Origin of the sequence: Halorubrum xinjiangense (genome assembly GCF_900102375.1) — an archaeon.
GTDB classification, from domain to species: Archaea; Halobacteriota; Halobacteria; order Halobacteriales; family Haloferacaceae; genus Halorubrum; species Halorubrum xinjiangense.
The window spans coordinates 123,131-143,633 of sequence record NZ_FNBO01000007.1 but is presented as its reverse complement, the minus strand read 5'-3'; the positions used below and the strand labels follow the sequence as shown (position 1 = coordinate 143,633).

General features: G+C 67.8%; 17 protein-coding genes. 6 read left to right on the top strand and 11 right to left on the bottom strand.

Annotation, left to right across the window (positions count from 1 at the left end):
* The first annotated feature begins 144 nt into the window (after positions 1 to 144).
* On the top strand, positions 145 to 1,047 hold the full coding sequence (locus F3H13_RS09925) for a hypothetical protein (protein ID WP_188128047.1): 903 nt from the start codon (positions 145 to 147) through the stop codon (positions 1,045 to 1,047).
* Positions 1,048 to 1,058: 11 nt separating this feature from the next.
* On the opposite strand, the gene F3H13_RS09920 is transcribed toward F3H13_RS09925, so the two are convergent.
* Positions 1,059 to 1,292, bottom strand: a complete 234-nt coding sequence (locus F3H13_RS09920) for a hypothetical protein (RefSeq protein WP_188128046.1) — start codon at positions 1,290 to 1,292, stop codon at positions 1,059 to 1,061.
* A 113-nt stretch (positions 1,293 to 1,405) separates the two neighbouring features.
* On the opposite strand from F3H13_RS09920, the gene F3H13_RS09915 reads away from it, so the two are divergent.
* Positions 1,406 to 1,864: a universal stress protein gene (locus F3H13_RS09915; protein ID WP_149798874.1), complete on the top strand. Its 459-nt coding sequence runs from the start codon at positions 1,406 to 1,408 to the stop codon at positions 1,862 to 1,864.
* A 60-nt stretch (positions 1,865 to 1,924) separates the two neighbouring features.
* On the opposite strand, the gene F3H13_RS09910 is transcribed toward F3H13_RS09915, so the two are convergent.
* Together F3H13_RS09910 and F3H13_RS09905 are read right to left on the bottom strand one after the other, a co-directional pair.
* On the bottom strand, positions 1,925 to 2,656 hold the full coding sequence (locus tag F3H13_RS09910; RefSeq protein ID WP_149798873.1) for a sugar phosphate isomerase/epimerase family protein: 732 nt from the start codon (positions 2,654 to 2,656) through the stop codon (positions 1,925 to 1,927).
* Between the two features lie 72 nt (positions 2,657 to 2,728).
* Complete coding sequence (locus F3H13_RS09905) at positions 2,729 to 3,736, bottom strand: NAD-dependent epimerase/dehydratase family protein (RefSeq protein ID WP_149798872.1); 1,008 nt, start codon at positions 3,734 to 3,736, stop codon at positions 2,729 to 2,731.
* Between the two features lie 91 nt (positions 3,737 to 3,827).
* Between F3H13_RS09905 and F3H13_RS09900 the strand changes: the two genes are divergently transcribed.
* Positions 3,828 to 4,925 carry a Gfo/Idh/MocA family protein gene (locus F3H13_RS09900; protein ID WP_223174402.1) on the top strand — a complete coding sequence of 366 codons (1,098 nt, stop codon included), beginning with the start codon at positions 3,828 to 3,830 and terminating at the stop codon, positions 4,923 to 4,925.
* Between the two features lie 65 nt (positions 4,926 to 4,990).
* On the opposite strand, the gene F3H13_RS09895 is transcribed toward F3H13_RS09900, so the two are convergent.
* Genes F3H13_RS09895 through F3H13_RS09865 form a run of 7 tightly spaced genes read right to left on the bottom strand, consistent with a single transcriptional unit; the run spans position 4,991 to position 13,006 of the window.
* Positions 4,991 to 5,962 carry an aldo/keto reductase gene (locus F3H13_RS09895; protein ID WP_149798871.1) on the bottom strand — a complete coding sequence of 324 codons (972 nt, stop codon included), beginning with the start codon at positions 5,960 to 5,962 and terminating at the stop codon, positions 4,991 to 4,993.
* Positions 5,963 to 6,008: 46 nt separating this feature from the next.
* Positions 6,009 to 6,938: an NAD-dependent epimerase/dehydratase family protein gene (locus F3H13_RS09890; protein WP_149798870.1), complete on the bottom strand. Its 930-nt coding sequence runs from the start codon at positions 6,936 to 6,938 to the stop codon at positions 6,009 to 6,011.
* 47 nt (positions 6,939 to 6,985) lie between these two features.
* Positions 6,986 to 8,089, bottom strand: a complete 1,104-nt coding sequence (locus F3H13_RS09885) for an oligopeptide/dipeptide ABC transporter ATP-binding protein (protein WP_149798869.1) — start codon at positions 8,087 to 8,089, stop codon at positions 6,986 to 6,988.
* The gene (locus F3H13_RS09880; protein WP_149798868.1) at positions 8,086 to 9,177 is read right to left on the bottom strand and encodes an ABC transporter ATP-binding protein; all 1,092 of its coding nucleotides are present in this window, start codon (positions 9,175 to 9,177) and stop codon (positions 8,086 to 8,088) included. Before F3H13_RS09880 ends, F3H13_RS09885 begins: the two co-directional genes overlap by 4 nt.
* On the bottom strand, positions 9,178 to 10,197 hold the full coding sequence (locus tag F3H13_RS09875) for an ABC transporter permease (RefSeq protein ID WP_149798867.1): 1,020 nt from the start codon (positions 10,195 to 10,197) through the stop codon (positions 9,178 to 9,180).
* The gene (locus tag F3H13_RS09870) at positions 10,184 to 11,188 is read right to left on the bottom strand and encodes an ABC transporter permease (RefSeq protein ID WP_149798866.1); all 1,005 of its coding nucleotides are present in this window, start codon (positions 11,186 to 11,188) and stop codon (positions 10,184 to 10,186) included. The genes F3H13_RS09875 and F3H13_RS09870 overlap by 14 nt, the downstream gene beginning before the upstream one ends.
* Before the next feature lie 21 nt (positions 11,189 to 11,209).
* A complete protein-coding gene (locus F3H13_RS09865; protein ID WP_149798865.1) occupies positions 11,210 to 13,006 on the bottom strand; it encodes an ABC transporter substrate-binding protein in 1,797 nt (598 codons plus the stop codon).
* Positions 13,007 to 13,184: 178 nt separating this feature from the next.
* Between F3H13_RS09865 and F3H13_RS09860 the strand changes: the two genes are divergently transcribed.
* Genes F3H13_RS09860 through F3H13_RS09850 form a run of 3 tightly spaced genes read left to right on the top strand, consistent with a single transcriptional unit; the run spans position 13,185 to position 18,465 of the window.
* Positions 13,185 to 14,507 carry a DUF7405 family protein gene (locus F3H13_RS09860; protein WP_149798864.1) on the top strand — a complete coding sequence of 441 codons (1,323 nt, stop codon included), beginning with the start codon at positions 13,185 to 13,187 and terminating at the stop codon, positions 14,505 to 14,507.
* A 1-nt stretch (position 14,508) separates the two neighbouring features.
* On the top strand, positions 14,509 to 16,179 hold the full coding sequence (locus F3H13_RS09855; RefSeq protein WP_149798863.1) for a CRTAC1 family protein: 1,671 nt from the start codon (positions 14,509 to 14,511) through the stop codon (positions 16,177 to 16,179).
* A gap of 54 nt (positions 16,180 to 16,233) precedes the next feature.
* Positions 16,234 to 18,465, top strand: coding sequence for a glycoside hydrolase family 3 N-terminal domain-containing protein (locus F3H13_RS09850; protein WP_223174401.1), 2,232 nt, complete (start codon positions 16,234 to 16,236; stop codon positions 18,463 to 18,465).
* On the opposite strand, the gene F3H13_RS09845 is transcribed toward F3H13_RS09850, so the two are convergent.
* Positions 18,456 to 19,538, bottom strand: a complete 1,083-nt coding sequence (locus tag F3H13_RS09845) for a TrmB family transcriptional regulator (protein WP_149798862.1) — start codon at positions 19,536 to 19,538, stop codon at positions 18,456 to 18,458. The genes F3H13_RS09850 and F3H13_RS09845 overlap by 10 nt on opposite strands.
* Positions 19,539 to 20,503: the final 965 nt, after the last annotated feature.

The following is a 20,503-nucleotide window of genomic DNA, read 5'->3' as shown; positions in this document are numbered from 1 at the left end:
AAATTTCGTATGTTACTGCTAACGACCGTCGAACGCCGTCAGAGCGGCCGGATCTCGCCGCCCGCCCGCCACTGCCGGTCCGCTCGGGCGACGAAGAGGGGTGACCGGTACGTATTTGCCCGTCGGCGCGGAACGCCCGTCCGTATGTCGGGTCGCAGCGACGCCCCGCTCGACGGGGTGGTGTTAGACGACGTCGATCCCGAATCGATAGCGCCGGCCGAACTCCGTGCCGCCCTCGCGTCGGAGCGCTCCTTGGTCCGTCAGCGCGGCGCGCGCGTCTGTGCGGCGCTCGCGGTCGACGACGTCGACAGGGTTCGCCCGTTCGTCGAGGAACTTGGCGCGGCGTTACGCGACGAGAACGCGGGCGTCGTCCAGACCGCGGCCGCGGCGCTTCAGGAGGTCGCAGCGACCGACGCGGAAACGCTCGTGCCGATCGTCGACGACCTCGCGGCGTTGGTGGGGTCGGACCTCCCGAGCGTCCAGCTGGCGGGCGCTCGGCTGCTCGGCGACGTGACCGAGGAGCGGCCGGCCGCCTGCGTGCCGTTCCTCGGAGCGCTCCTCGACGGGCTTAGTGACGCACCGGTCACCGCCGGCGGCGACTCCGCCGTCGCTTACGTCGAGGACCCGGGGACCAAGGAGGCGATCCAACAGCGCGAGCGGGAGAGCAAAGAGTACGAGCAGCACGCGCGCCAGCTCGCGTCGAACGTCGTCATCGCGGCGGCGAACGCCGAACCGGCGGCCGTCGCCGACCACGCCGCGGCCCTCGCCGACCTCGCCGCCGCGGACGACGCCGTCGTTCGGAGCGCCGCGCTGGACGCGCTCGGGTCGGTGGCGCGGGCGTCGCCCGAGGCGGTGCGACCGCACGCGTCGGCCGCCCTGACGGCGCTGGACGCGGAGGCGACCCTCGTCCGAGCGCGCGCCGTCAGACTGTTCGGCTTCCTCGGCGACGAGGCGCACGTCGACGCGCTCGAACGCGTCGCGGCGTCCGACCCGGACGAGGAGATCGCGACGTTCGCCGCAGAGACGGCGTCGTTTCTCTCCGGCTGACCGCCGGCGTCTCAGTCGTCCATCGCCCGCTGCGTACAGTACCAGTACGCGCCGCCGAACACGACCAGACAGCCGACGACGAGGATCGCGTCCACCAGCGCGATGACGTAGGCGGCGGTCCCGGGCTGGAGAAAGATGAGCGAGAACGCGAGCAGCACCCCCATCACGATGACGACGGCCAAAAGCAGCGGCAGCTGCGTCCGCTGTTCGCACACCGCGTCGACGATCGCCTCTCTGAGCGCCATACCCGTGCCACTGCGTCGACGGTGATTAACGTCCCGGTACGCTCGACGAGCGCCCGCGCTGCCGCCGCGCGGTCCGCCGGTGTTTTTATCACCCTGCCGTCGATTGCGATCGTATGACACGCGGTCTCGTGAGCCTCGAAGCGACGGACGCACACCGCGATCTGCTGGCGGAGGCGGCGGCCAGCGCCCGGGGAAGCGACGACGACCTCGTGGTGTTGTGGCACCTCGACGCCGACAAGTACGACGAGGACGTGACGACCCTCGAAGCCGTGGGGCGGATCGAGAACGTCGAGTACGACCACTCCAGCATCGTCGACGGCGCGACGGCGAAGGCGCGGTCGTTCGTCACTGACGTGCTGGGCGACTCAGACGTCGACGTGCAAATCGCCGTCAGCGTCGGCTCCGAAGACGATCGCGCGGAGCGGGTCCTCGACGCCGCCGCCGAGCACGACTGCGGCCACGTGTTCGTCCTCGGTGACTCGCGGTCCCCGACCGGGAAGGCCGTGTTCGGCGACTTCGCCCAGCAGGTGGTCCTCAACTTCGAGGGGTACACCACGGTTCGGACAGTTTGACCGGTCCGCGGCGCAGGTCGCCGATTCTTCGACCGCCGATCCCGCCTCCGACTCGACGCCTTACCTGAGCCCGTCGACGGCGTCGGCCGCCGTCTCGAGGGTGGCGTACGAGTCGGCGCCCGTCTCCGCCTCGTAGATGAGCCACTCGACCGCGTTCTCGCGGGCGAGTTCGACGGTCCGACTCAGGTCGAGGTCGCCCGTGCCGACGACGACCGTGTCGCCGGCCGCGCCGTCGTAGTCCTTGAGATGGACGTGCGTGACCCGGTCTCCGTGGGCGTCGAGGTAGGCGAGGGGATCCTCGCCGGCCGCGCCGGCCCACCCCACGTCCAGTTCGAGGCCGACGCCGTCGGCGGCCTCGAGGAGGTGCGTCAGCGCCGGGCGGCCGTCGAGGGAGACGAACTCCTGGTCGTGGTTGTGGTAGTGTACTCGGAGGTCGCGGTCGGCGAGCGCGTCGGCCGCGGCCGAGAGCCGGTCGGCGGCCGCCTCGACGGCGGCGACCGACTCGAAGTGCTCGGGGCCGAGCCACGGGACGACCACGTCTTCGTACCCGACGCCGCGGGCAGTCGCCGCGACGGCGTCTGGATCTGCCTCGATCTCCTCGAGCCCGACGTGGGCGGCGGCGGGGGCGAGCCCGCCCGCCGCAAGGGTCTCGGCGACCGCCGCCGGCGTCGCCCCGTCGAGGCCGGCGAACTCCACGCCGGTGAACGCCGTCGCACCGACGCGGTCGAGTACGGTCGTCAGCGGGTCCTCCACGTCGCGCAGACTGTAGAGCTGGAAGCCGAACTCCGTCATACAGGAGCGTCGCGGCGCCACGGTATAATTCCCGGGGTACCGACCGCCCTCGGCGAGGACGGGGGGAGCGGGCTACTCGAACTCGGCGACGAACGCGTCGGTCGCCTTCCGCCAAGCCGAGACGACCTTGTCGTACGTCGGATCGGAATCCCATGCCTCGATCGCGTCGTCGGCCTCGAGCCGCGAGACGGTCCGTCGCACTCCCGTCTCCCAGGAGACGGTCTGTCGGAAGCCGAGGTCGCGTTCCGCCTTCCCCGTGTCGAACACGGTCGAGAAACGGAAGTGGTCAACCAGCGGCGACACCCGATCCGGGACCGCGGCGCGAAGGGCGTCGGTCGGCACGTGGACGAGGTCCGGTTCCGGGGCGTCGAGGGCGGCCGCCGCGCGCCGGTGGTACTGATTCCACGTCAACGGGTCGGTCGCCGTCGCGTGATACGCCTCGCCGACGGCCTCCTGATTTCCGATCGCCGCGACGAAGGCGGCGGCCACGTCGTCGCGGTGACAGGGCCCCCACACCGAGGTGCCGTCTCCGTGGACCAGTATCGGCTTGCCCTTCCTGAGGCGGTCGACGTACGCCGCGCTGGAGAGCGTGTCGATGAGGTCGCCGCCCTCGCCGTAGGTGTGCCAGGGCCGGATGACCGTCGCCGGGAAGCCGTCGCTCCGGTAGGCGTCGAACAGGCGGTCCTCGCAGGCCGCCTTGTCCGCGCCGTACTCGCTGACCGGCGGCTCGCGGGCGGCCCGCTCCCGGATCGGCATCGTCTCGACCGGCCGGTGATACACGTCGACGGTGCTACAGAAGACGTACTGGTCGACGTGGCCGGCGAACACCTCGATAGCCGTCTCGACGTCCGCGGGGTCGAAGCCGACCATGTCTATCACACAGCCCAACGAGAGCGCGTCGCGGGCTCGTTCCAGCGCGTCGCGGTCGGTCCGGTCGCCCGTGATCCGATCCACCGACTCCGGGAGGTCTGCGTCGGTCCGCCCGCGAGTGAACACCGTCACGTCGTGGCCCGCGGCGGCCGCCTGCCGCGTGATTGCCGTGCTGATGAGCCCCGTGCCGCCGATGATGAGTACGTTCACGTTCCCCCCGTGGACCGCGACCCGCTTAGCTGTACGGCCCCACGCCGTGCGTAAAGCCTTTCACCCGGTTTCGCATGGTACTCTCTAACCCGTGACGAAGTACACCGTTGCCGTCATCGGCGCAGGTCCCGACCCGGAGAACCCGTCCGTCGACGGGTACGCGATGGGGTATCGACACGCGGAGGGGTTCGAGAACGACGACCGGTGTTCGGTCGTCGGCGTCGCCGACATCGTCCCGGAGAACGGGGCCGCGTTCGCCGACGCGTTCGACCTCCCCGAGACCGCCGTCTACGAGGCGTACGAGCGGATGCTCGCCGAGTTGGATCCGGACCTCGTGACGGTTGCGGTGCCGCCCGCGGTCCACCACGACGTGGTCGTCGGCTGCGCCCGGAGCGACACCGTCGCGGCGATCCACTGCGAGAAGCCGATGGCGACCTCGTGGAACGACGCGCGGGCGATGGTCCAGGAGTGTCGGCGGAACGACGTTCAGCTGACCTTCAACCGCCAGCGGCGGTTCGGCAAGCCGTTCGTCGAGGCGAAGCGGCTCCTCGACGAGGGTGAGATTGGCGCCCTGCGACGGGTCGAGATCACCTGGGGTGACTTCTACGACACCGGCGCGCACACGATCGACTTAGCGGGGATGTTCAACGACGAACACGCCGCGGAGTGGGTGCTGGCCGCGCTCGACTACCGCGACGAGGACGTGCGATTCGGGACACACCAGGAGAACCAGATGTGGGCCCAGTGGCGGTACGAGAACGGCGTCTACGGCGTGCTCTCGGGCGGCGAGGGGAGCGACTTCGCCGACGCCTCGTTCGTGCTCCGCGGCACCGACGGCGAGATACGCATCGACGTCGACGACGGCCCGATGCTGGCCGTCTCGCACGGCGGGGACAGGGAGGCCATCGACGTCGACGGCGAGACGATGCACGCCACGGGCTCCGAGACCGACCGCTACGGCTCCGCGTTCCAGGACCGGGCGGTCGCCGAGGTCGTCGACGCGCTCGAGGCCGGGCGCGAGCCGTCGCTCAGCGGCCGGATCGGCCTCAACACCGCCGAGATCGTGTTCGCGGGATACGAGTCGGTCCGCCGGACCGGCCGGGTCGACCTGCCGGCGGACGGCGCCGACCACCCGCTGGAGGCGATGGTGGCGTCGGGGCGGCTGTCGCCGTCGCCGTCGGACGAGTAGCGGGGCCGGGGGCAGGTCCCGGATGAGTCACGTGACCGGGACCCCCCGGGCGACCGCGCCGTGGCCTACTCGTGGCCGATGATCGGCTGCGGCTCGTACGGCTCCTCGAGGTACGCCAAGTCGGACTCGGAGAGGTCGATCTCGACCGCCTCCGCGGCCTCTTCGAGGTGTTCCACGCTCGTCGTGCCGACGATGGGGGCGGTCACCCAGTCTTTGTGGAGCAGCCACGCGAGCGACAGCTGCGCCATCGAGACGCCGCGGTCGTCGGCGAGTTCCTGGATGCGCTCGTTTATCTCGCGGCCGCCGCCGGCCCCGTACTCCGGCGTCGGGTTGTGATGGTTCTCCGGGTCGCCGCGCGTGGTCGTCTGTAGCTCGTCGTGCGGCCGAGTGAGGTATCCCTGCCCCAGCGGCCCCCACGGGATGACGCCGATGTCCTCCCGATCGCAGAGCGGCAGGACCTCCCGCTCCTCCTCGCGATACGCCAGGTGGTAGTGGTTCTGCATCGTCTGGAACCGCTCTAACCCGTTGGCCCGCGCGGTCTCCTGCGCCCTCGCGAGCTGGTACGCCCACATGGAGGAGGCGCCCAGGTGGCGCACGTCGCCGCGACGGACGGCGTCATCGAGCGTCCGGAGCGTCTCCTCGATAGGGGTGTCCTCGTCCCAGCGGTGGATCTGGAGGAGATCGACGGTGTCCATCCCGAGCCGGTCCAGCGAGTCGGCGAGCTCCTGTTCTATCGCCTTCCGCGAGAGCCCGCTCCGGTTCGGTCCCTCCTCGACTGGAAAGAACACCTTCGTGGCGACGACCTGTTCCGCCCGGTCGCGCTCGTCGAGCGCCCGACCGAGGATCTCCTCGCTCTCGCCCGCAGAGTAGGCGTTCGCCGTGTCGAAGAAGTTGATCCCCAGCTCGACGGCCCGGTCGATGATCTCTCTGGACTCCGCCTCGTCGAGCATCCACGGCTCCTCGCTGCCGAAGCTCATACAGCCCAGTCCGATACGACTCACTTCCGTTCCGGTCGCTCCGAGCGTCGTGTACTCCATATCGCGCGGTCTCGTCGCCGTCGGCAAAAAACTGCTGACTGGGCGCTCAGGGCGCGTCGAAGTCGGGGCCCGGCACGGCCGACTCGGTGCGCCAGCTGTGGCTCGGCGTCCAGTCGAGCCGCTCCGCCGACTTCGCCGTCGAGAACGCCGACGCGTCGCCCGAGAGCGCACACGGCTCGGGGCACTCGCCCAGCAGGGCCGCGAACAGCTCGGTCGTCTCCTCCCCGAGGTAGTTCTCCGTCGCGTGGCAGTGGAAGGCCTCGTGCCCGTCGAGGGGCACCTCCAGGGTCCGCGCGATCTGGTCGGCGAGGTCGCGGACGTCGACGTACGACCAGTAGTTCCCGGGGCCGCCGCCGACCGCCGCCGACGGGTTCGCCGTCAGGGCGTCGAGGTCGAACGACTCGCGGATGTCGGTGACGAAGTACTCGCCGGGGTACTGGACCCACGAGGGGCGGATCGAGGCGACGGAGATGCCGTCCCGTCGAACGACCGCCTTCGCGGTCTCCTCGCCGCTGACCTTCGAGAGCCCGTACGGGTCCGCGGGGCGGAGCGGATGCGTCTCCTCGATCGGCAGGGCGTCCGGGGCCCGCGCCGACTCGGCGAAGGGGAACCCGTACGCCGACTCGCTGGAGGTCCACGTCACGTCCGCGCCGATCCGACCGGCGGCGTTCAACACGTTGTACGTGCTCAACACGTTGTTACGGTAGACGCGCTCGCCGGCGTGGTTCAGCGGGTCGGGGATCGCCGCGAGGTGGACGACCGCGTCGGGGTCGACCTCCGCGATGAGGTCCATCGTCTCCCCCGCGTCGACGAGGTCGACCGCGCGGAAGTCCACCTCCTCCGGTGGCGTCCCCACCGGGAGCTCGCGGTCGACAGCGACGATGTCGTACGATTCCTCCGTGAGTCGGTCGACCACCCAGCGCCCGGCGCCGCCGAGCGCGCCGGTCACGACGAGCGTCTGTGGCTTCGCGTCCATACAAGTCCTCTCGCTGACGCGGAAAAAAAGGTACCGCTGCGGGCGACTCAGTCTTCGACGGGCTGGCTGTCCCAGTACTTGTGGTCCGGCTCGTTGCGGAAGCAGGCGCTCTGGTGTCCGCCCGGCTCGCCGCGAAGCTCCGGGGTCTCCTCGCGGCAGACGTCCCGTGCCTCCGGACAGCGCGTGTGGAAGCGACACCCGCTCGGCGGATTGACCGGGTCGGGAACGTCAATCTTCCGCACCGGCGGCTCGCCGGCCCCTGCGGCGTCGAGCGCCAGGTTCGGCGTCGCCCACCGGAGGACGTTCGTGTACGGATGGCCCGGGTCCTCGATGAGCTCCTCCGCCGGGCCGACCTCGACGATCTCCCCGAGATACATCACGCCGACGCGGCCGTCGCCGTGCTCGGCGAAGTACCGCGCGTTCGACAGGTCGTGCGAGATGAACACGAACGAGGTGTCGAAGTCGTCTTGCAGGTCCAACATGAGGTCCATCATCTCGACGCGCAGGGAGACGTCTAAGGCGCTTATCGCCTCGTCCGCGAGGATGAGATCCGGATTCATCAACAGCGCGCGTGACAGCGCGACGCGTTGTTTCTCCCCGCCGCTGAGCTGGTGCGGGTACCGATCTGCGAAGTCCGCGGCCGGGTTCATCCCGACGCGTTCGAGCAGCGAGTAGATGCGCTCGCGGCGCTCGTTGAGCCCGACGTTCGGGTGCGTCAACTTGATCGGCTGCGAGAGGATCTCGACTATCTTCTGGTTCGGATTCAGCGAACTGCCCGGGTCTTGGTGGATGATCTGTAGGGACGAGCGGATCTCGTCGAACGGGATCTCCACGTCGCCGACGCCGTCTTTGGCCGCCCAGATGTCCTGCCCGCGGTAGCGGACGCTCCCGCCCGTGGGGCGCTGGAGGCCGATCGTCGTCTTCCCGAGCGTCGACTTGCCGCATCCGCTCTCGCCCACCAGCGCGAGCACGTCGTTCTCCTCGATGTCCAGCGAGATGCCATCGACGGCCCTGACGGTGTCCGGCTCCTCGAAGAACTCGAAGAGGCCTTGCTCCTTCTCGAAGTGGACCTCCACGCCGTCGAGCGACACGAGCGGTTCGTCGTCCCGGCCGCTGGGGGCGGCCGAGCCGAACGCGTCCGGCCGGCTCATGATCCCCCCTCCGAGCCGCCGCTCCCGGCACCGTCCCCGGCGGTCTCGAAGTTCAGCGTGATTCGCTCTCGGGCTTCCTCCCAGCGGTGACAGGCGGTTCGGTGGCCGTCGCCGGTCTTGTAGAAGTCGGGGTCGACCTCGCGGCACTCGTCCGTGGCGAGCGGACAGCGCGGCGCGTACGAGCAGCCGGCCGGGACGTTGACCGGCGCCGGGCTCTGTCCCTCGATGGGTCGCATCTCCGATAACGGCGCGTCGAGGTTCGGCGTCGAGTTGAGCAGCGCGCGCGTGTACGGGTGTCCCGAGTTCCCGATGAGCTGGTCGCGCGGCGCCACCTCGATAAGGTCGAACGCGTACATCACGGCCATCCGGTCGGCCAGCGCAGCCACCAGCGGCAGGTCGTGCGTGATGAACACCATCGTCAGGTCGTACTTCTGCTGGAGCTCCTCTAAGAGCGTGAGGATCGACCGCTGCATCAGCAGGTCGAGCGCGGCCGTCGGCTCGTCCATCACGAGCACGTCGGGTTCGAGCACGAGCGAGAGCGCGATCAGCGCTCGCTGTGTCATCCCGCCCGACAGCTCGTGCGGGTACGAGTCGAGTATGCGCTCGGGATCGAGATACAGGTCGGACAACAGCTCTCGGGCGAACTCCATCCCCTCTGGCACGCGCGCGTCATGGGCTTTCAGCGTCTCCTCGAAGTGCCCGCCGATCTTCATCGTGGGGTTGAACGAACTCATCGCGCCCTGGAACACCATCGCGACCTCCTCCCAGCGGAACTGGCGCAGCTCCTCGTCGCTGAGTTCGAGCACGTCGACGGTCGTCCCGTCGGGGCGGTGGTAGAGCACCTCGCCGGACAGCTGGCCAGGGTCGGGGATCGCATCGAGCATCGCCGAGGCGAGCATCGACTTCCCGCTGCCGCTCTCCCCGACCACCCCGACGACCTCGTTGCGCTCGACGGACAGGCTGACGTCGTCTAAGACGAACGTCTCGCCGCCGTCGTAGGTGACCTTGGCGTTGTTCATCTCGATTATCGGGCCGCTTTCGCCCGTCGGGTCGTCGTACCGTCCGTCGGCCGTCGTGTGTGATGCCATTCAGAATACCTCCGTCACGGTGTCGTCGTCGTCGTCGGCGACTGTCGATTTCGACTCGCCGGCCATCCGCGTCCGGACGCGGGGGTTGAACACGCGGTCCAGCCCTTGGCCGAGCAGGATGAGCCCGAGCGAGAGCCCCATGATCGCGATCATCGGGGCCAACAGCCAGTGGGCCGCCTGCCACGAGAAGAGCGCCCCGTTGCTGTACGCGAAGTTGAGCGTCACGCCCCAGTTCTGCGTCGAGTAGGGCAACACGCCGAGGAAGTAGAGCCCGACCGACGCGAACATGACGTAGCGCGCGGCGAACACGAAGTTGACCGTGATGTACGGCATCAGGTTCGGGATGATGTCCTTGAGGATGATACGCGGCGTGCTGATCCCCATCGTCCGCGACGCCTCGACGTAGTTGTTCTCTCGGATGGTGAGCACCTGCGACCTGAGCGACCGTCCGAGTCCGGCCCAGTAGCTGATGTTGATGATGACGCCGAGGACGACCGGGTTCTCCGGGTTCAGCGTCACCGCCAGGATGATGACGAGCGGCAGCCCCGGAATCGCCATCACCAGGTCGGAAAACGACATCAGTCCGCGGTCCACGCTGCCGCCCTTATAGCCGGCGACCGTGCCGATGATGACGGCGATCAGGGTCGCCCACACCGCGCCGGCGGTGATCAGGATGAGGATGGTCGGCGTCGAGTGGATGACGAGCGCCATGAGGTCGACCCCCGACTGGGTCGTTCCCAGCGGGTAACTCATGTCGGTGAACGGCCCGAGGAGCCGCGGCGCCTGACTCGTCGACGGCTCCCGCCAGAGGCCGAGCACCGCGACGAGCGCCATGAGGACGTAGCCACCGATGATCAACAGGCCGAACCGGGTCCGCCAGTCGGCCCACGCGACGAGCGCCGGCGTCCGCACCCGCGCCTCGTACGTCTCCTTGAGTCGTTCCCGCCTCGTCACGTCGGGCGACGAGGCGCTGTCCCCGCGCCAGTCGACGGCCGTGCTATCGGTCTCAGTAGGCTTCATCTGACTCACCTGCGCTGATCCGCGGGTCGATACGGCTGTACGTCAGGTCGGCGACGTACACGCCGATCACGAGCGCCACGGTGATCACGAGGAACGTCCCCATCATCAGCGGGTAGTCGTTCGCGTTCAGCGCCGTGATCATGTAGTAGCCCAGCCCGGTGTACGAGAAGATCTGCTCTAAGATGACGGTCCCGCCGAGGCGGAAGCCGAGCAGCAGCAGGAATCCCGTGTACAGCGGAAGGATGGCGTTCCGCGCGACGTAGCGGGTCGCGATGCGCCCGTCGGAGAGGCCGCGCAGCCGCGCCACCTGGACGTAGTCGTTGCCGAGTACCTGGATGCTGTTGCCCCGCATCGCGAGCGCCTGCCCGCCGGCGGCCCCGAGCGTGTACGAGACTATCGGCAGGATGCTGTGTTTCAGCGCGCTGACGACGAACGGGACGCTAAGGCTCCGGTCGACGCTGTTGCTGATCGTCCCCGCGGTCGGCAGCCAGCCGAACTGGTAGGCGAACACGTACAACAGGAGGACGGCCACCACGTAGAACGGCAGCGACATCATCGAGATGGAGACGCCGGTGACCAGCTGGTCGAACCGGCCGCCCTCCCAGTACGCCTGTAACGAGCCGAGGAAGATGCCCACGACGAACACGAGGATCGTCGAGACGAGGACGACGAACACCGTCCACGGCGCCGCCCTCGCCAGCACCGACACCACCGGCTCGCCGAGCGAGATCGACTCGCCTAGGTTGCCCTGTACCAGCGCAGTCATGTAATCGATGTACTGCATCCACAGGGGTTCGTCCGGGCGGATGTTCTGGAGGTTCGCGATCCGGGCGTCGACCTCGTCGGCCGGGACTCCCTGCCGAAGCAGCTGTGCCCGCAACAGCGTGAACGGACCGCCGGGGAGGAGCCGGACCAGACCGAACGTCAGCGACGCTACGAGGAAGATCGTGACGAACACCCTGGCGGTCCGCCGCACGTAATAGTTGACCATTGCGTACTAGATGCCGCCGGATTACTCCGTCGCGCTCAGCTTCCCCTGCTTCGGGAGCCAGTGCGACGGCCACTTGACGCCGCGGGCCGGGTCGTCCGGGCCGACGACGTCCCAGTTGGCGTCGGTGAGCCACGACTGGTCGACCTTCCCGACCAGGCTCAACACCGGAATGTTCTGGTTGTGATGCCACGCGACACGCTGGATCGTCTCCCGCGCCGCCGCCTCGTCTTGGGTCGTGGCGACGGTCTTGATCTCTTCGAGGGGGTCGATCGTCATCTCGCCGGAGCCGTCCATCGCGGGCACCGTCTTCTCGCCCTCGGTGAACCCGTGACCGCCGTCGATGTCCGGGATCTTCATCTGCCAGCGCAGCGGGAAGTACGGGAACGACGACCGCGCGCCGCCGGGCAGCCAGTAGAGCGCGCCCATCGTGAAGTTCGACTCGATGTACCTGCCGAAGAAGTCGCCGATCGGGAGCGAGTTGATCTCGAAGTCGAAGCCGAAGGAGTTGAGCTGGTCGACGACGCTGTTCGTCGCCGTCGTCCAGTCGGTCCAGCCGGCCGGGGTGAGGTACTCGCCGCCGAGCGCGTTGCCGTCGCCGTCGCGCCACGTGCCGTCGGACTTCGAGTAGCCGGCCTCGCGGAGCAGCGAGGCGGCCTCCTCGGTCTGGGAGGCGTCCATGCCGTAGCTCTCGAAGCTGTCGAAGGTGTCGCCCAGCCGCATCTCCTGGTCGGCCGGCGCGATGCCGGTGACCTTCGGCGCCGGGTCCTTCGTCCGCGGACCGGCGTTTTCGGCGACCTGCTGGCGGTTGATCACGTGCGCGACCGCCTGCCGCACCTCTCGTTTTCCGAAGTGCTCATCGTTGTGGTTGAACAGGGCGCCGTATCCCCACTTCGCCGGCAGCTGGACCTCCTCGACGCGGTCCGGGAAGTTCGCGACGGTCGTCGGGGGCGTGAACAGGCTCGTGACGACGTCGAGCTCGCCGCCCAAGAGCCCCTGCTGGAGCGCGGTGTTGTCGGTCCGGGTGAGCAGCTCGTACGTGGTGAAGTTCACGTTGTCTGCGGAGTGGAAGTTCTCGTTGCGCGTGAGCGTCCACCCCTGATCGCGCTTCTCATCGAAGTTGAACGGACCGTTGCCGTGGATGTCCTCCTCCCACTTGAACTCCTGAACGGCCGAGGCGTCCTCGTCGACGAACTCCTCGTACACCGGCCCGTACGCGTGGATCCGGAGGTCGCCGTTCGCCAGGGTGTGCTTGATTATCTCCGGGTTCGTCGGCTCGGAGAGGTTCAGGACGACCGTCTTGTCGTCGTCGCCCTGTTCGACGCTCTCGACGTAGTCCCAGAGCGTGGCGCCGGTCTTCTCCATCAGGCGGAACTGCCGAATGACGTCGGCCGCCGTCACGTCGTCGCCCGTGTCCCACGCGAGGTCGTCGCGCAGGGTGAGCGTGACGGTCGTCTCCTCGAACGACCACTCGTCGAGCCCCGCGAGCTCGAACTCGTTCGTGGAGAAGTTGTACGCGGCGAAGCGCTCGAAGATGTGGTTGCCGGCGATCCAGTCGTAGTTCTGGGTCGCCATCGGGTTCACGTGGAGGTTCGACGGGACGCCGTTGTTCGTGGCGCCGACGAGCGCGGTGTCGATAACGCCCGAACTGCCGCCGTCGCCTCCGTCACCGCCGTCGCTCCCGTCGCCTCCGTCACCGCCGTCGCTCCCGTCATCACCACCCGTACAACCCGCGAGCGCTGCCGCCCCCGAAGCGCCCGCTGTGGCGACGAACTGTCGCCGACTGACAATATCGCTATAGCCGTCGTTGGAATCTGCCATGGAACGGTTATCACGTTCTGTCATCTGTTATTAAATGTTATGGTAAATGGTCTATAATGGATATTTTCGACCGAGTGCGGGGGCGCGCTCCAGTCGCTCAGAACAGAAATCCCTCGGTAGGGCGCCCGAGCCTGACCGCGACAAAAGAATTAACCCGAGACACTCGTTACCACAGATAATGCCTTCAGACGAGCGGCAAGACATTCCGCGTCGTGAGTTCGTCCGTTCCGCGGTGGCGATCGGCGGCACCAGCGCGCTCTCCGCGTGCCTCGAGACGGAGCGCGGCCGGTTCGGGGAGGCGTCGGCCTCGACCGACGGAGCCGCGGTCGACGCCGAACCGACGTTCCCGCGTGGGGATCCGAGCGCGGTTCCGGACGGCCAGCACCGCTGGGGCGAGTTCCTCGTCCGGGACGCCCACGGCAACACGGTCCCCCCGCAACAGCTCGTCGGGATCGGCATGCGCTACGAGGGGTCCACGCCGCCGGCGGACGCCGAGCGGGAGGCGGTCGAGGCGGCGCTCCGAACGCTGGAGCGAGCGTTCCAGTGGGGAACCGGTGGCGACGCGGGCGCGCCGTTCCACCGCGGACTGCTCTTCATGATCGGATACGCCCCGGCCTACTTCGACGCGGTCGGCGACGTCCCCGCGGGGCTCTCGACGCCGGAGTCCGTCCTCGAAGCCGTCGGCGAGGACCCCGCCCACGCGGACGAGTACGACGCGATGCTGATACTGACGAGCGATGTCGGCTCGATCCTTCTCGCCGCGGAGGAGGCGCTGTTCGGCGAGCTCGACGAGCTCAACGGCCTCCCCGTGGAGTCGACGTTCGAAGGGATCTTCTCGAAGGCCGGCCGCCACGTCGGCTACGTCGGCAAGGGGCTGCCGGCCGACAAGCTCGACCATGAGGGCGTCCCCGAGGACGCCCCGCTGTCGATGGGGTACAAGTCCGGTTTCCGCGACAACCTCCCGAGCGAGGACCGCGTCACCATCGACGAGGGGCCGATGGCCGGCGGGACGACGATCGCCTCCTCGACGCTCCGGATCGACCTCGACCGGTGGTACGAACAGGGCCAAGAGGAACGGACTGCCGAAATGTTCTGTCCGGCGCATGATCCAGACGATATCGGCGCCACCGGCGACAAACTCGGCGGCGACAGCGGCGTCACCGAATCGGACGTCGAGAACATCGACGCCCACGCCGGGGAGTACGACCGCGTCGGCCACACCCAGAAGGTGGCCCGGGCCCGTGACGACGACTTCGAACCGCGCATCCTCCGGCGGACCGAGGGCGTCGCCGACACGGTCCGCGACGGCGCGGGGTTCCAGTTCAACGCGATCCAGGAGGCGATGACCGATTTCATTGAGACGCGAAAGACGATGAACGTCGACGAGTACGACCACGACGTGCCCGCGGAGGACCACGGAATCACCGATTACTTAGAGACGCTCCGCCGGGGGAGCTACCTCGCGCCGCCCCGGGAGAAGCGCGCGCTGCCGGTGATCTGAGATGCGACGAGGCCTGCGCGTCGGCACCGCCTGTCTGCTCGTCCTCCTCGCCGGGTGCGCCGGCGCCGGCGTGTTCGCGACGGGAGGGGAGGACCCGGCGACGGAGCCGCCGCGGATCCAGTTTGCGGACGTCACGGCGGAGTCGGGACTGACGTACGAGGCGAGCGGCGGCGGCGTCGGCAACGGGAACTCCGGCGTCTACGTCGCCGACGTCGACCGCGACTCGTGGCCGGACGTCCTCGCCGTCGGCGGGGCCGAGCCGGCGCTGTTCGTAAATCGGAACGGGACGTTCTCGCGGCGTGACTCGTTCCCCTCAGTCGACGGCGCAGTGAAGAGCGCCTCGTTCGTCGATGTCGAGGGGGACGGCTGGCCGGACCTCCTCCTCTTCGGCCGCGACGGGACGGTACACGCCTTCGACAACGACCGCGGCACGTTCGAGCCGACCGAGTACGGGCTCGGTACCCTCACGTACCCGCTCGGCGCGGCGGCCGCCGACTACGACGGCGACGGCGACACCGACCTCTTCGTCTACCAGTCGGGGTCGTGGCGCGAGCAGAAGCCCGCGGGCTACTTCAGCCCGAACGCCAGCATCGACGTCGACAACGGGAACCCGAACTACCTCTACGAGAACGTCGGCGGCGCCTACGAACGCGTCCGGACCGACGATATTGAGGGGGCGCGCTGGAGCTTGGCGGCGAGTTTCGCCGACCTGACCGGGGACGGCCGTCCCGACATCCACGTCGCCAACGACTACAACAACGACACAATCTACGTGAATCGGGGTGGCGGGGAGTTCGAGCAGCGATCGCTCGGCGGCTCGACGGCCCGCAACGGGATGGCGTCAGAGGTCGCCGACGTGACCGGCGACGGCCGGCCGGACGTGTTCGTCTCGAACATTTGGTTCCCCGATCTCGAAGCGAACATGGAGCCTGAGCGGTACGAGCGACTGAAACGCCTGCTCGATTACGTCATTCACTCGAGCCGGACGAAAGGGAACACCCTCCTCGTCAACCGGGGCGGCGGGGAGTTCACCGACCGCGCCGACGGACTCGGCGTGCGGCGCGGCGGCTGGGGGTGGGCCGCGAGCATGACCGACTTCGACAACGACGGCGACCGCGACCTCGTCCACACGACCCAGCGCGTCATCAGGATCGACCGGGAGGACCCGGTGTATACGCACCCGATGGTGTTCCAATCGAACCGGAGCGTGGCCGGCGACGACGGCGCGTACGAGCGCGTGCGAAAGGAGACGAACGGGATGCGCGAGACGGACGGCCGGGGGCTGGCTACGCTCGACTACGACCGCGACGGCGCGCAGGAGCTCGTCGTCGCGACGTACGACGCCCCGTTCGTCGTCTACGACAACGCCGCCGCCGGCGACCGCCACGGCCTCCAGTTCCGCGTCGTCGACGAGGACGGCGCAACGGCGCTGGGCGCCGAGGTCACCGTAACGGCCGACGGAGCGCAGACGGTCCGTCACACCTCGAACACCGACTTCCTCTCGCAGGACAGTCGGGTCGAACACGTCGGACTCGGCGCCAGCGAGACGGCGTCGCTCCGGGTCGTCTGGCCGGACGGGACCGAGCGGCGCTTCGAGGACGTTAGCGCCGACCAGCGGCTGCGGATCACGAGGTCGGGGATCGTCGTCGTTTCGGGCGATTCGACCGCCTGATGGCGTTTTCCCGCCATCAAAAATTATAAACCAACTTGGTTACCCTCTATGGGTATGCAGTCAAGCAGCGAGCAACCCCTTTACAGAGACGAGACTGCCACTCTCTCGAACCGAGTCGAGGACCTCCTCGACCGGATGACACTCGAGGAGAAGGCGGGCCAGCTCGTCGGCACGTGGGCCGGCCAACTCAGCGAGTTCAAAACGGTCGACGACGCCGCCGACGAGATCCGCGACCACCACGTCGGTGCGGTCGCGTCGTTCGGCTGGGGCGGCGCGGCGGACATGCGCTTGGACGACATCGTCGAGAACGTCAACCGGCTCCAGGAGGTCGCTCTCTCGGAGACGCGTCTCGGCATTCCACTGCTGTTCAACGTCGACGCCGTCCACGGCCACGCGTACGTCGCCGAGGGGACGGCGTTTCCGAACGGTCTCGGCGTCGGGGCGACCTGGGACACCGAGGCGGCGGAGCGGGCCGCCGACGTCACGGCGACGGAGGTGCGGCGGTCCGGCGCGCACCAGAACTACTCCCCGACGTGTGACGTCGCCCGCGAACCGCGCTGGGGTCGCGCCTTCGAGACGTTCGGCGAGAGCCCGTACCTCTGCGGGAAACTGGCGGCCGCGAAGGTACGCGGCTATCAGGGCGAGGGGATCGAAGACCCCTCGTCCGTCATCGCGACGGCCAAGCACTTCCCGGCGTACAGCGAACCGGCTCGCGGCGAGGACGCCGCGCCGGTTGAGGTGTCCGAGTACGTGCTGCGGAACGTCTTCCTCCCCTCCTTCCTCGACGCGCTCGACGAGGGGGTCGAGTCGGTGATGCCCTGCTACAACGCCATCGACGGCGAGCCGGCACACGGGTCGCGGCGGTATCTCACCGACCTGCTCCGCGGCACGCTCGGCTTCGACGGGACCGTCGTCTCGGACTGGAACGGCGTCCGGATGCTCCACGACGATCACAAGATCACGGCCGACCACCGCGGCTCCGTCCGGCAGACGCGCGAGGCCGGCCTCGACATCGCCTCGGTCGACGCCGTCGACCACGCCGAACACCTCGTCGCGCTGGTCGAGGAGGGCGAACTGGCCGAGTCGACCCTCGACGAGAGCCTCGAGCGCGTCCTCGAACAGAAGTTCCGGCTCGGACTCTTCGAGGACGCCTTCGTCGACCCGGCCGAGGCGCGCGACGTGGTCGGCGCGGCGCCCCACCGGGAGGCCTCTCTCGAGGCGGCACGGGAGTCGATGACGCTGTTGAAAAACGACGACCTGCTGCCGCTCGACGACGACGCCGACGTCTTGGTCGCCGGACCGAACGCGGACACCCCCATCCACCAGCTCGGCGGCTGGAGCGTCCCCGACCCCGAGGGGACGGACATCGTTACCGTTCGCGACGGCGTCGAGGCGGCCACGGACGGCGACGTCGCCTACGAACAGGGCGCGACGATGAACGACGAACTCGACGTCGACGCCGCCGCCGACGCGGCCGCGGACGCCGACGTGGCGGTCGTCGCCGTGGGCGAGCCGTGGTACCTCCACGAGTTCGGGCCGACGGCCGACTCCGGCACCGAACCGGACGAGTTCCCCAACCGGCACTCGCTCAGCCTCCCCGACGCGCAGCGCGACCTCGTCGAGGCGATCCACGAGACGGGGACCCCCGTCGTCGGCGTTCTGATCACCGGCCGGCCGCTTGTCGTCGACTGGATGGCCGACAACGTCCCGGCGCTCCTCATGGCGTACTACCCCGGGACGATGGGCGGCCGGGCCGTCGCCGAGACGCTGTTCGGCGAGAACGACCCCGGCGGGCGGCTCCCGATCACGATCCCGAAGTCCGAGGGACACCTCCCGGCGCGCTTCAACCACTTCCCGCATCCGACGCCGATCGGACAGGACGAACACCCCTCGTCGTACGACCCGCTGTTCGAGTTCGGTCACGGGCTCAGTTACGCCGAATTCGAGTACGGGCAGGTCGCGCTGGCGGACTCGACCGTCGGGCCGCACGAGACGACGACCGTAGAGGTCCCTGTCGAAAACGTGAGCGACCGAGCCGGCACGGACGTCGTCCAGGTGTACGTTACCGACCACGCCAGCCCCACGGTGACGCCGGTCCGCGAGCTCCGCGGCTTCGAGCGCGTCTCGCTCGAGGCCGGGGAGCGCGACACGGTGACCGTCGAACTCGACGCGGCGTCGCTCGGCCGGGTCGACGCCGAGGGCGTGCGACAGACCGCCGCCGGCGACTACTCGGTCCGCGTCGGTGACCAGACGGTCGGACTGCGCGTCGAGACGACCTACAACTGATCGACGCGGTCGAAGGAGATCGCTTCGAGCGTTATTTTCTGCGCTTCGATGTCCTCGAAGACGGCCCCCCAGCCGCCGACGGAGAACTCCTCCTCTCCCGTATCGAGCCAGACGACGGAGTACGTCGAGAGTCGCTCCAGCGACGGGCTGTGGTTGACGAACATGTCCGGGTAGTAGATGTTCGCGACCGTTCCGGTGACGGTCCGGAACTCCCGCGTCTCGACGTCGAGGCCGTCGATGGTCACCGCCACCGTCGCGCCGCCGTGATACACGTCGCTGATGTCGCGGATGAACTCCTTGAGGCTGATGTACGTCTTCGGGAGCCGCTGGTTCGACGACAGCGGCTCCCACGAGTACCAGAGGCAGGTCTGGAAGTACCAGTGGTTGATAAAAGAGAGGATGTTGTCGTTGATCAAGATCCCGTAGCTCTCCCCGGCACGCGAGTTCGGGGCGAAGTACGTCCGACTTCGGTCGAGGACGGCGAGAAACGGCCCCGGGATCTTGACGACGCGCATCTCCAAGTTCGGCGCCGAGAGGTCCCACTCCTCGCTCCGCGCGGCTAGGTCCGGCTCGTAGTACACCGCGACGTGAATGATCACGTCCCGGTCGGCGGCGGCCTTCAGCTCCGTCCGCAGCGACTCGAACTGCGCTGCGGTCAACGCGACCTCGACGGCGATCTCGGCCTCCCGGATCTGCGTCCGGACGTGTTCGAGCACCGTCTCGGTGTGTTTGACGACGCCGACGCGGTGTTCGTTGAGGTCCGGCTGCTCCCAGCGGTCCTCGAGCTCCTCGGCGGCGTCGGTGAAGAGCTCCCCGCGCTCGCGCAGGTGCGTCAGGAGGTTGACAGGGTCTGACGGCTCCGCGTGGAGCCGGTCCTGATCGATGGTCTCGACGAACCCCTTCCCCTCCAGCGACCGAAGGGTTTCGTACACCTGCGAGGTCGGCACGCTGGACTTTTTCGCGACGTCGACCGCGGGGAGTCGTCCGTGGTCGACGAGCGTCAGATACGCCTCGGCCTCGTACCCCGTGAGATCGGCGTTCTCCAGCGCTCGCTTGAGCGTGTCCCGGTCCATGACTCACCCCTCGCGCCCCCGGTATGAATTTCTATCGCACGACCCGCCAGACGTGTTCGAATTCGCATACGATTCGAGGTGCTGTGTACCCGAGTACTAGTACAAAATTTGACTACTACTTATAAATAGTATTTACGGACTCACACGCTTCAGAAGCAATTTAAACAACTTTTAGATTCTATCTCAGACCTAAATATACGTACTTTGAGTATTACCGGATCAGTATGTAGCGGCCGAACAAATATCTCTCACGGCAAGTCTCTTCGACTCGGTCGGTCGCAGCCGCGGACGCGCTGGTGCCCGGCCGGCGTCCGGTGATCGCGCGCCGATCGACGCCGTCCCATAACAACCGTAACGTTGTTATTTTAAGCCATGCCCGAGGAGTCTCGAGCCGATTCGCCCATCGAGCCCGGCTCTCGGGCCAAGCGCGCCGCCAGCCGCGCTCACGGGACTCGCTTCGCACCGGCCGGGAGAAATCCTATCAAATTACACTGATACTCAGATTTTCTATCTGTCTCGATCCGCACGGACGGACCGCCCGATCGTCGAGCGAACGGCCGCGTCAGAAATACGAACTCTAAACACTAGTTAGAGCCGCTAAGGCCTCTTGAAATTGGTTTAAATATCTTAGCTTCGCTCCGTGCGTCCCCAGTTATCGCCGATCCGGATCGGACTCGCCTCCGCCTAGACCAGAATCGGCGATTCGCGCCAGATAGGCCATATAAACACCTTCTGTAGCGAATTGAGAGAACGAAACCCGCGTTTCGTCACTATCGTCTTCAGGATCTCCCCTGAGCGAAAATATTATCAAATTCCCGCCAGTACACAGTTATAATCAGGTTCCAGTAATTTTTCGCGTGGGCTCCGTCCCTTCGATCGCCGTTGAGCGACTGTCGGGCGGGCCGGTTCACCGCGATTCGCCTCACGAGATTCGGCGCTGTACACAGCGGCGACACCTTCGAATT

Coding starts and splice junctions, on each gene's coding strand:
- F3H13_RS09885 (WP_149798869.1), bottom strand. CDS start 8,089: ATGAGCCGGCCGGACGCGTTCGGCTCGGCCGCCCCCAGCGGCCGGGAC.
- F3H13_RS09895 (WP_149798871.1), bottom strand. CDS start 5,962: ATGGAGTACACGACGCTCGGAGCGACCGGAACGGAAGTGAGTCGTATC.
- F3H13_RS09925 (WP_188128047.1), top strand. CDS start 145: ATGTCGGGTCGCAGCGACGCCCCGCTCGACGGGGTGGTGTTAGACGAC.
- F3H13_RS09910 (WP_149798873.1), bottom strand. CDS start 2,656: ATGACGGAGTTCGGCTTCCAGCTCTACAGTCTGCGCGACGTGGAGGAC.
- F3H13_RS09845 (WP_149798862.1), bottom strand. CDS start 19,538: ATGGACCGGGACACGCTCAAGCGAGCGCTGGAGAACGCCGATCTCACG.
- F3H13_RS09860 (WP_149798864.1), top strand. CDS start 13,185: ATGCCTTCAGACGAGCGGCAAGACATTCCGCGTCGTGAGTTCGTCCGT.
- F3H13_RS09915 (WP_149798874.1), top strand. CDS start 1,406: ATGACACGCGGTCTCGTGAGCCTCGAAGCGACGGACGCACACCGCGAT.
- F3H13_RS09855 (WP_149798863.1), top strand. CDS start 14,509: ATGCGACGAGGCCTGCGCGTCGGCACCGCCTGTCTGCTCGTCCTCCTC.
- F3H13_RS09870 (WP_149798866.1), bottom strand. CDS start 11,188: ATGGTCAACTATTACGTGCGGCGGACCGCCAGGGTGTTCGTCACGATC.
- F3H13_RS09880 (WP_149798868.1), bottom strand. CDS start 9,177: ATGGCATCACACACGACGGCCGACGGACGGTACGACGACCCGACGGGC.
- F3H13_RS09890 (WP_149798870.1), bottom strand. CDS start 6,938: ATGGACGCGAAGCCACAGACGCTCGTCGTGACCGGCGCGCTCGGCGGC.
- F3H13_RS09920 (WP_188128046.1), bottom strand. CDS start 1,292: ATGGCGCTCAGAGAGGCGATCGTCGACGCGGTGTGCGAACAGCGGACG.
- F3H13_RS09865 (WP_149798865.1), bottom strand. CDS start 13,006: ATGGCAGATTCCAACGACGGCTATAGCGATATTGTCAGTCGGCGACAG.
- F3H13_RS09850 (WP_223174401.1), top strand. CDS start 16,234: ATGCAGTCAAGCAGCGAGCAACCCCTTTACAGAGACGAGACTGCCACT.
- F3H13_RS09875 (WP_149798867.1), bottom strand. CDS start 10,197: ATGAAGCCTACTGAGACCGATAGCACGGCCGTCGACTGGCGCGGGGAC.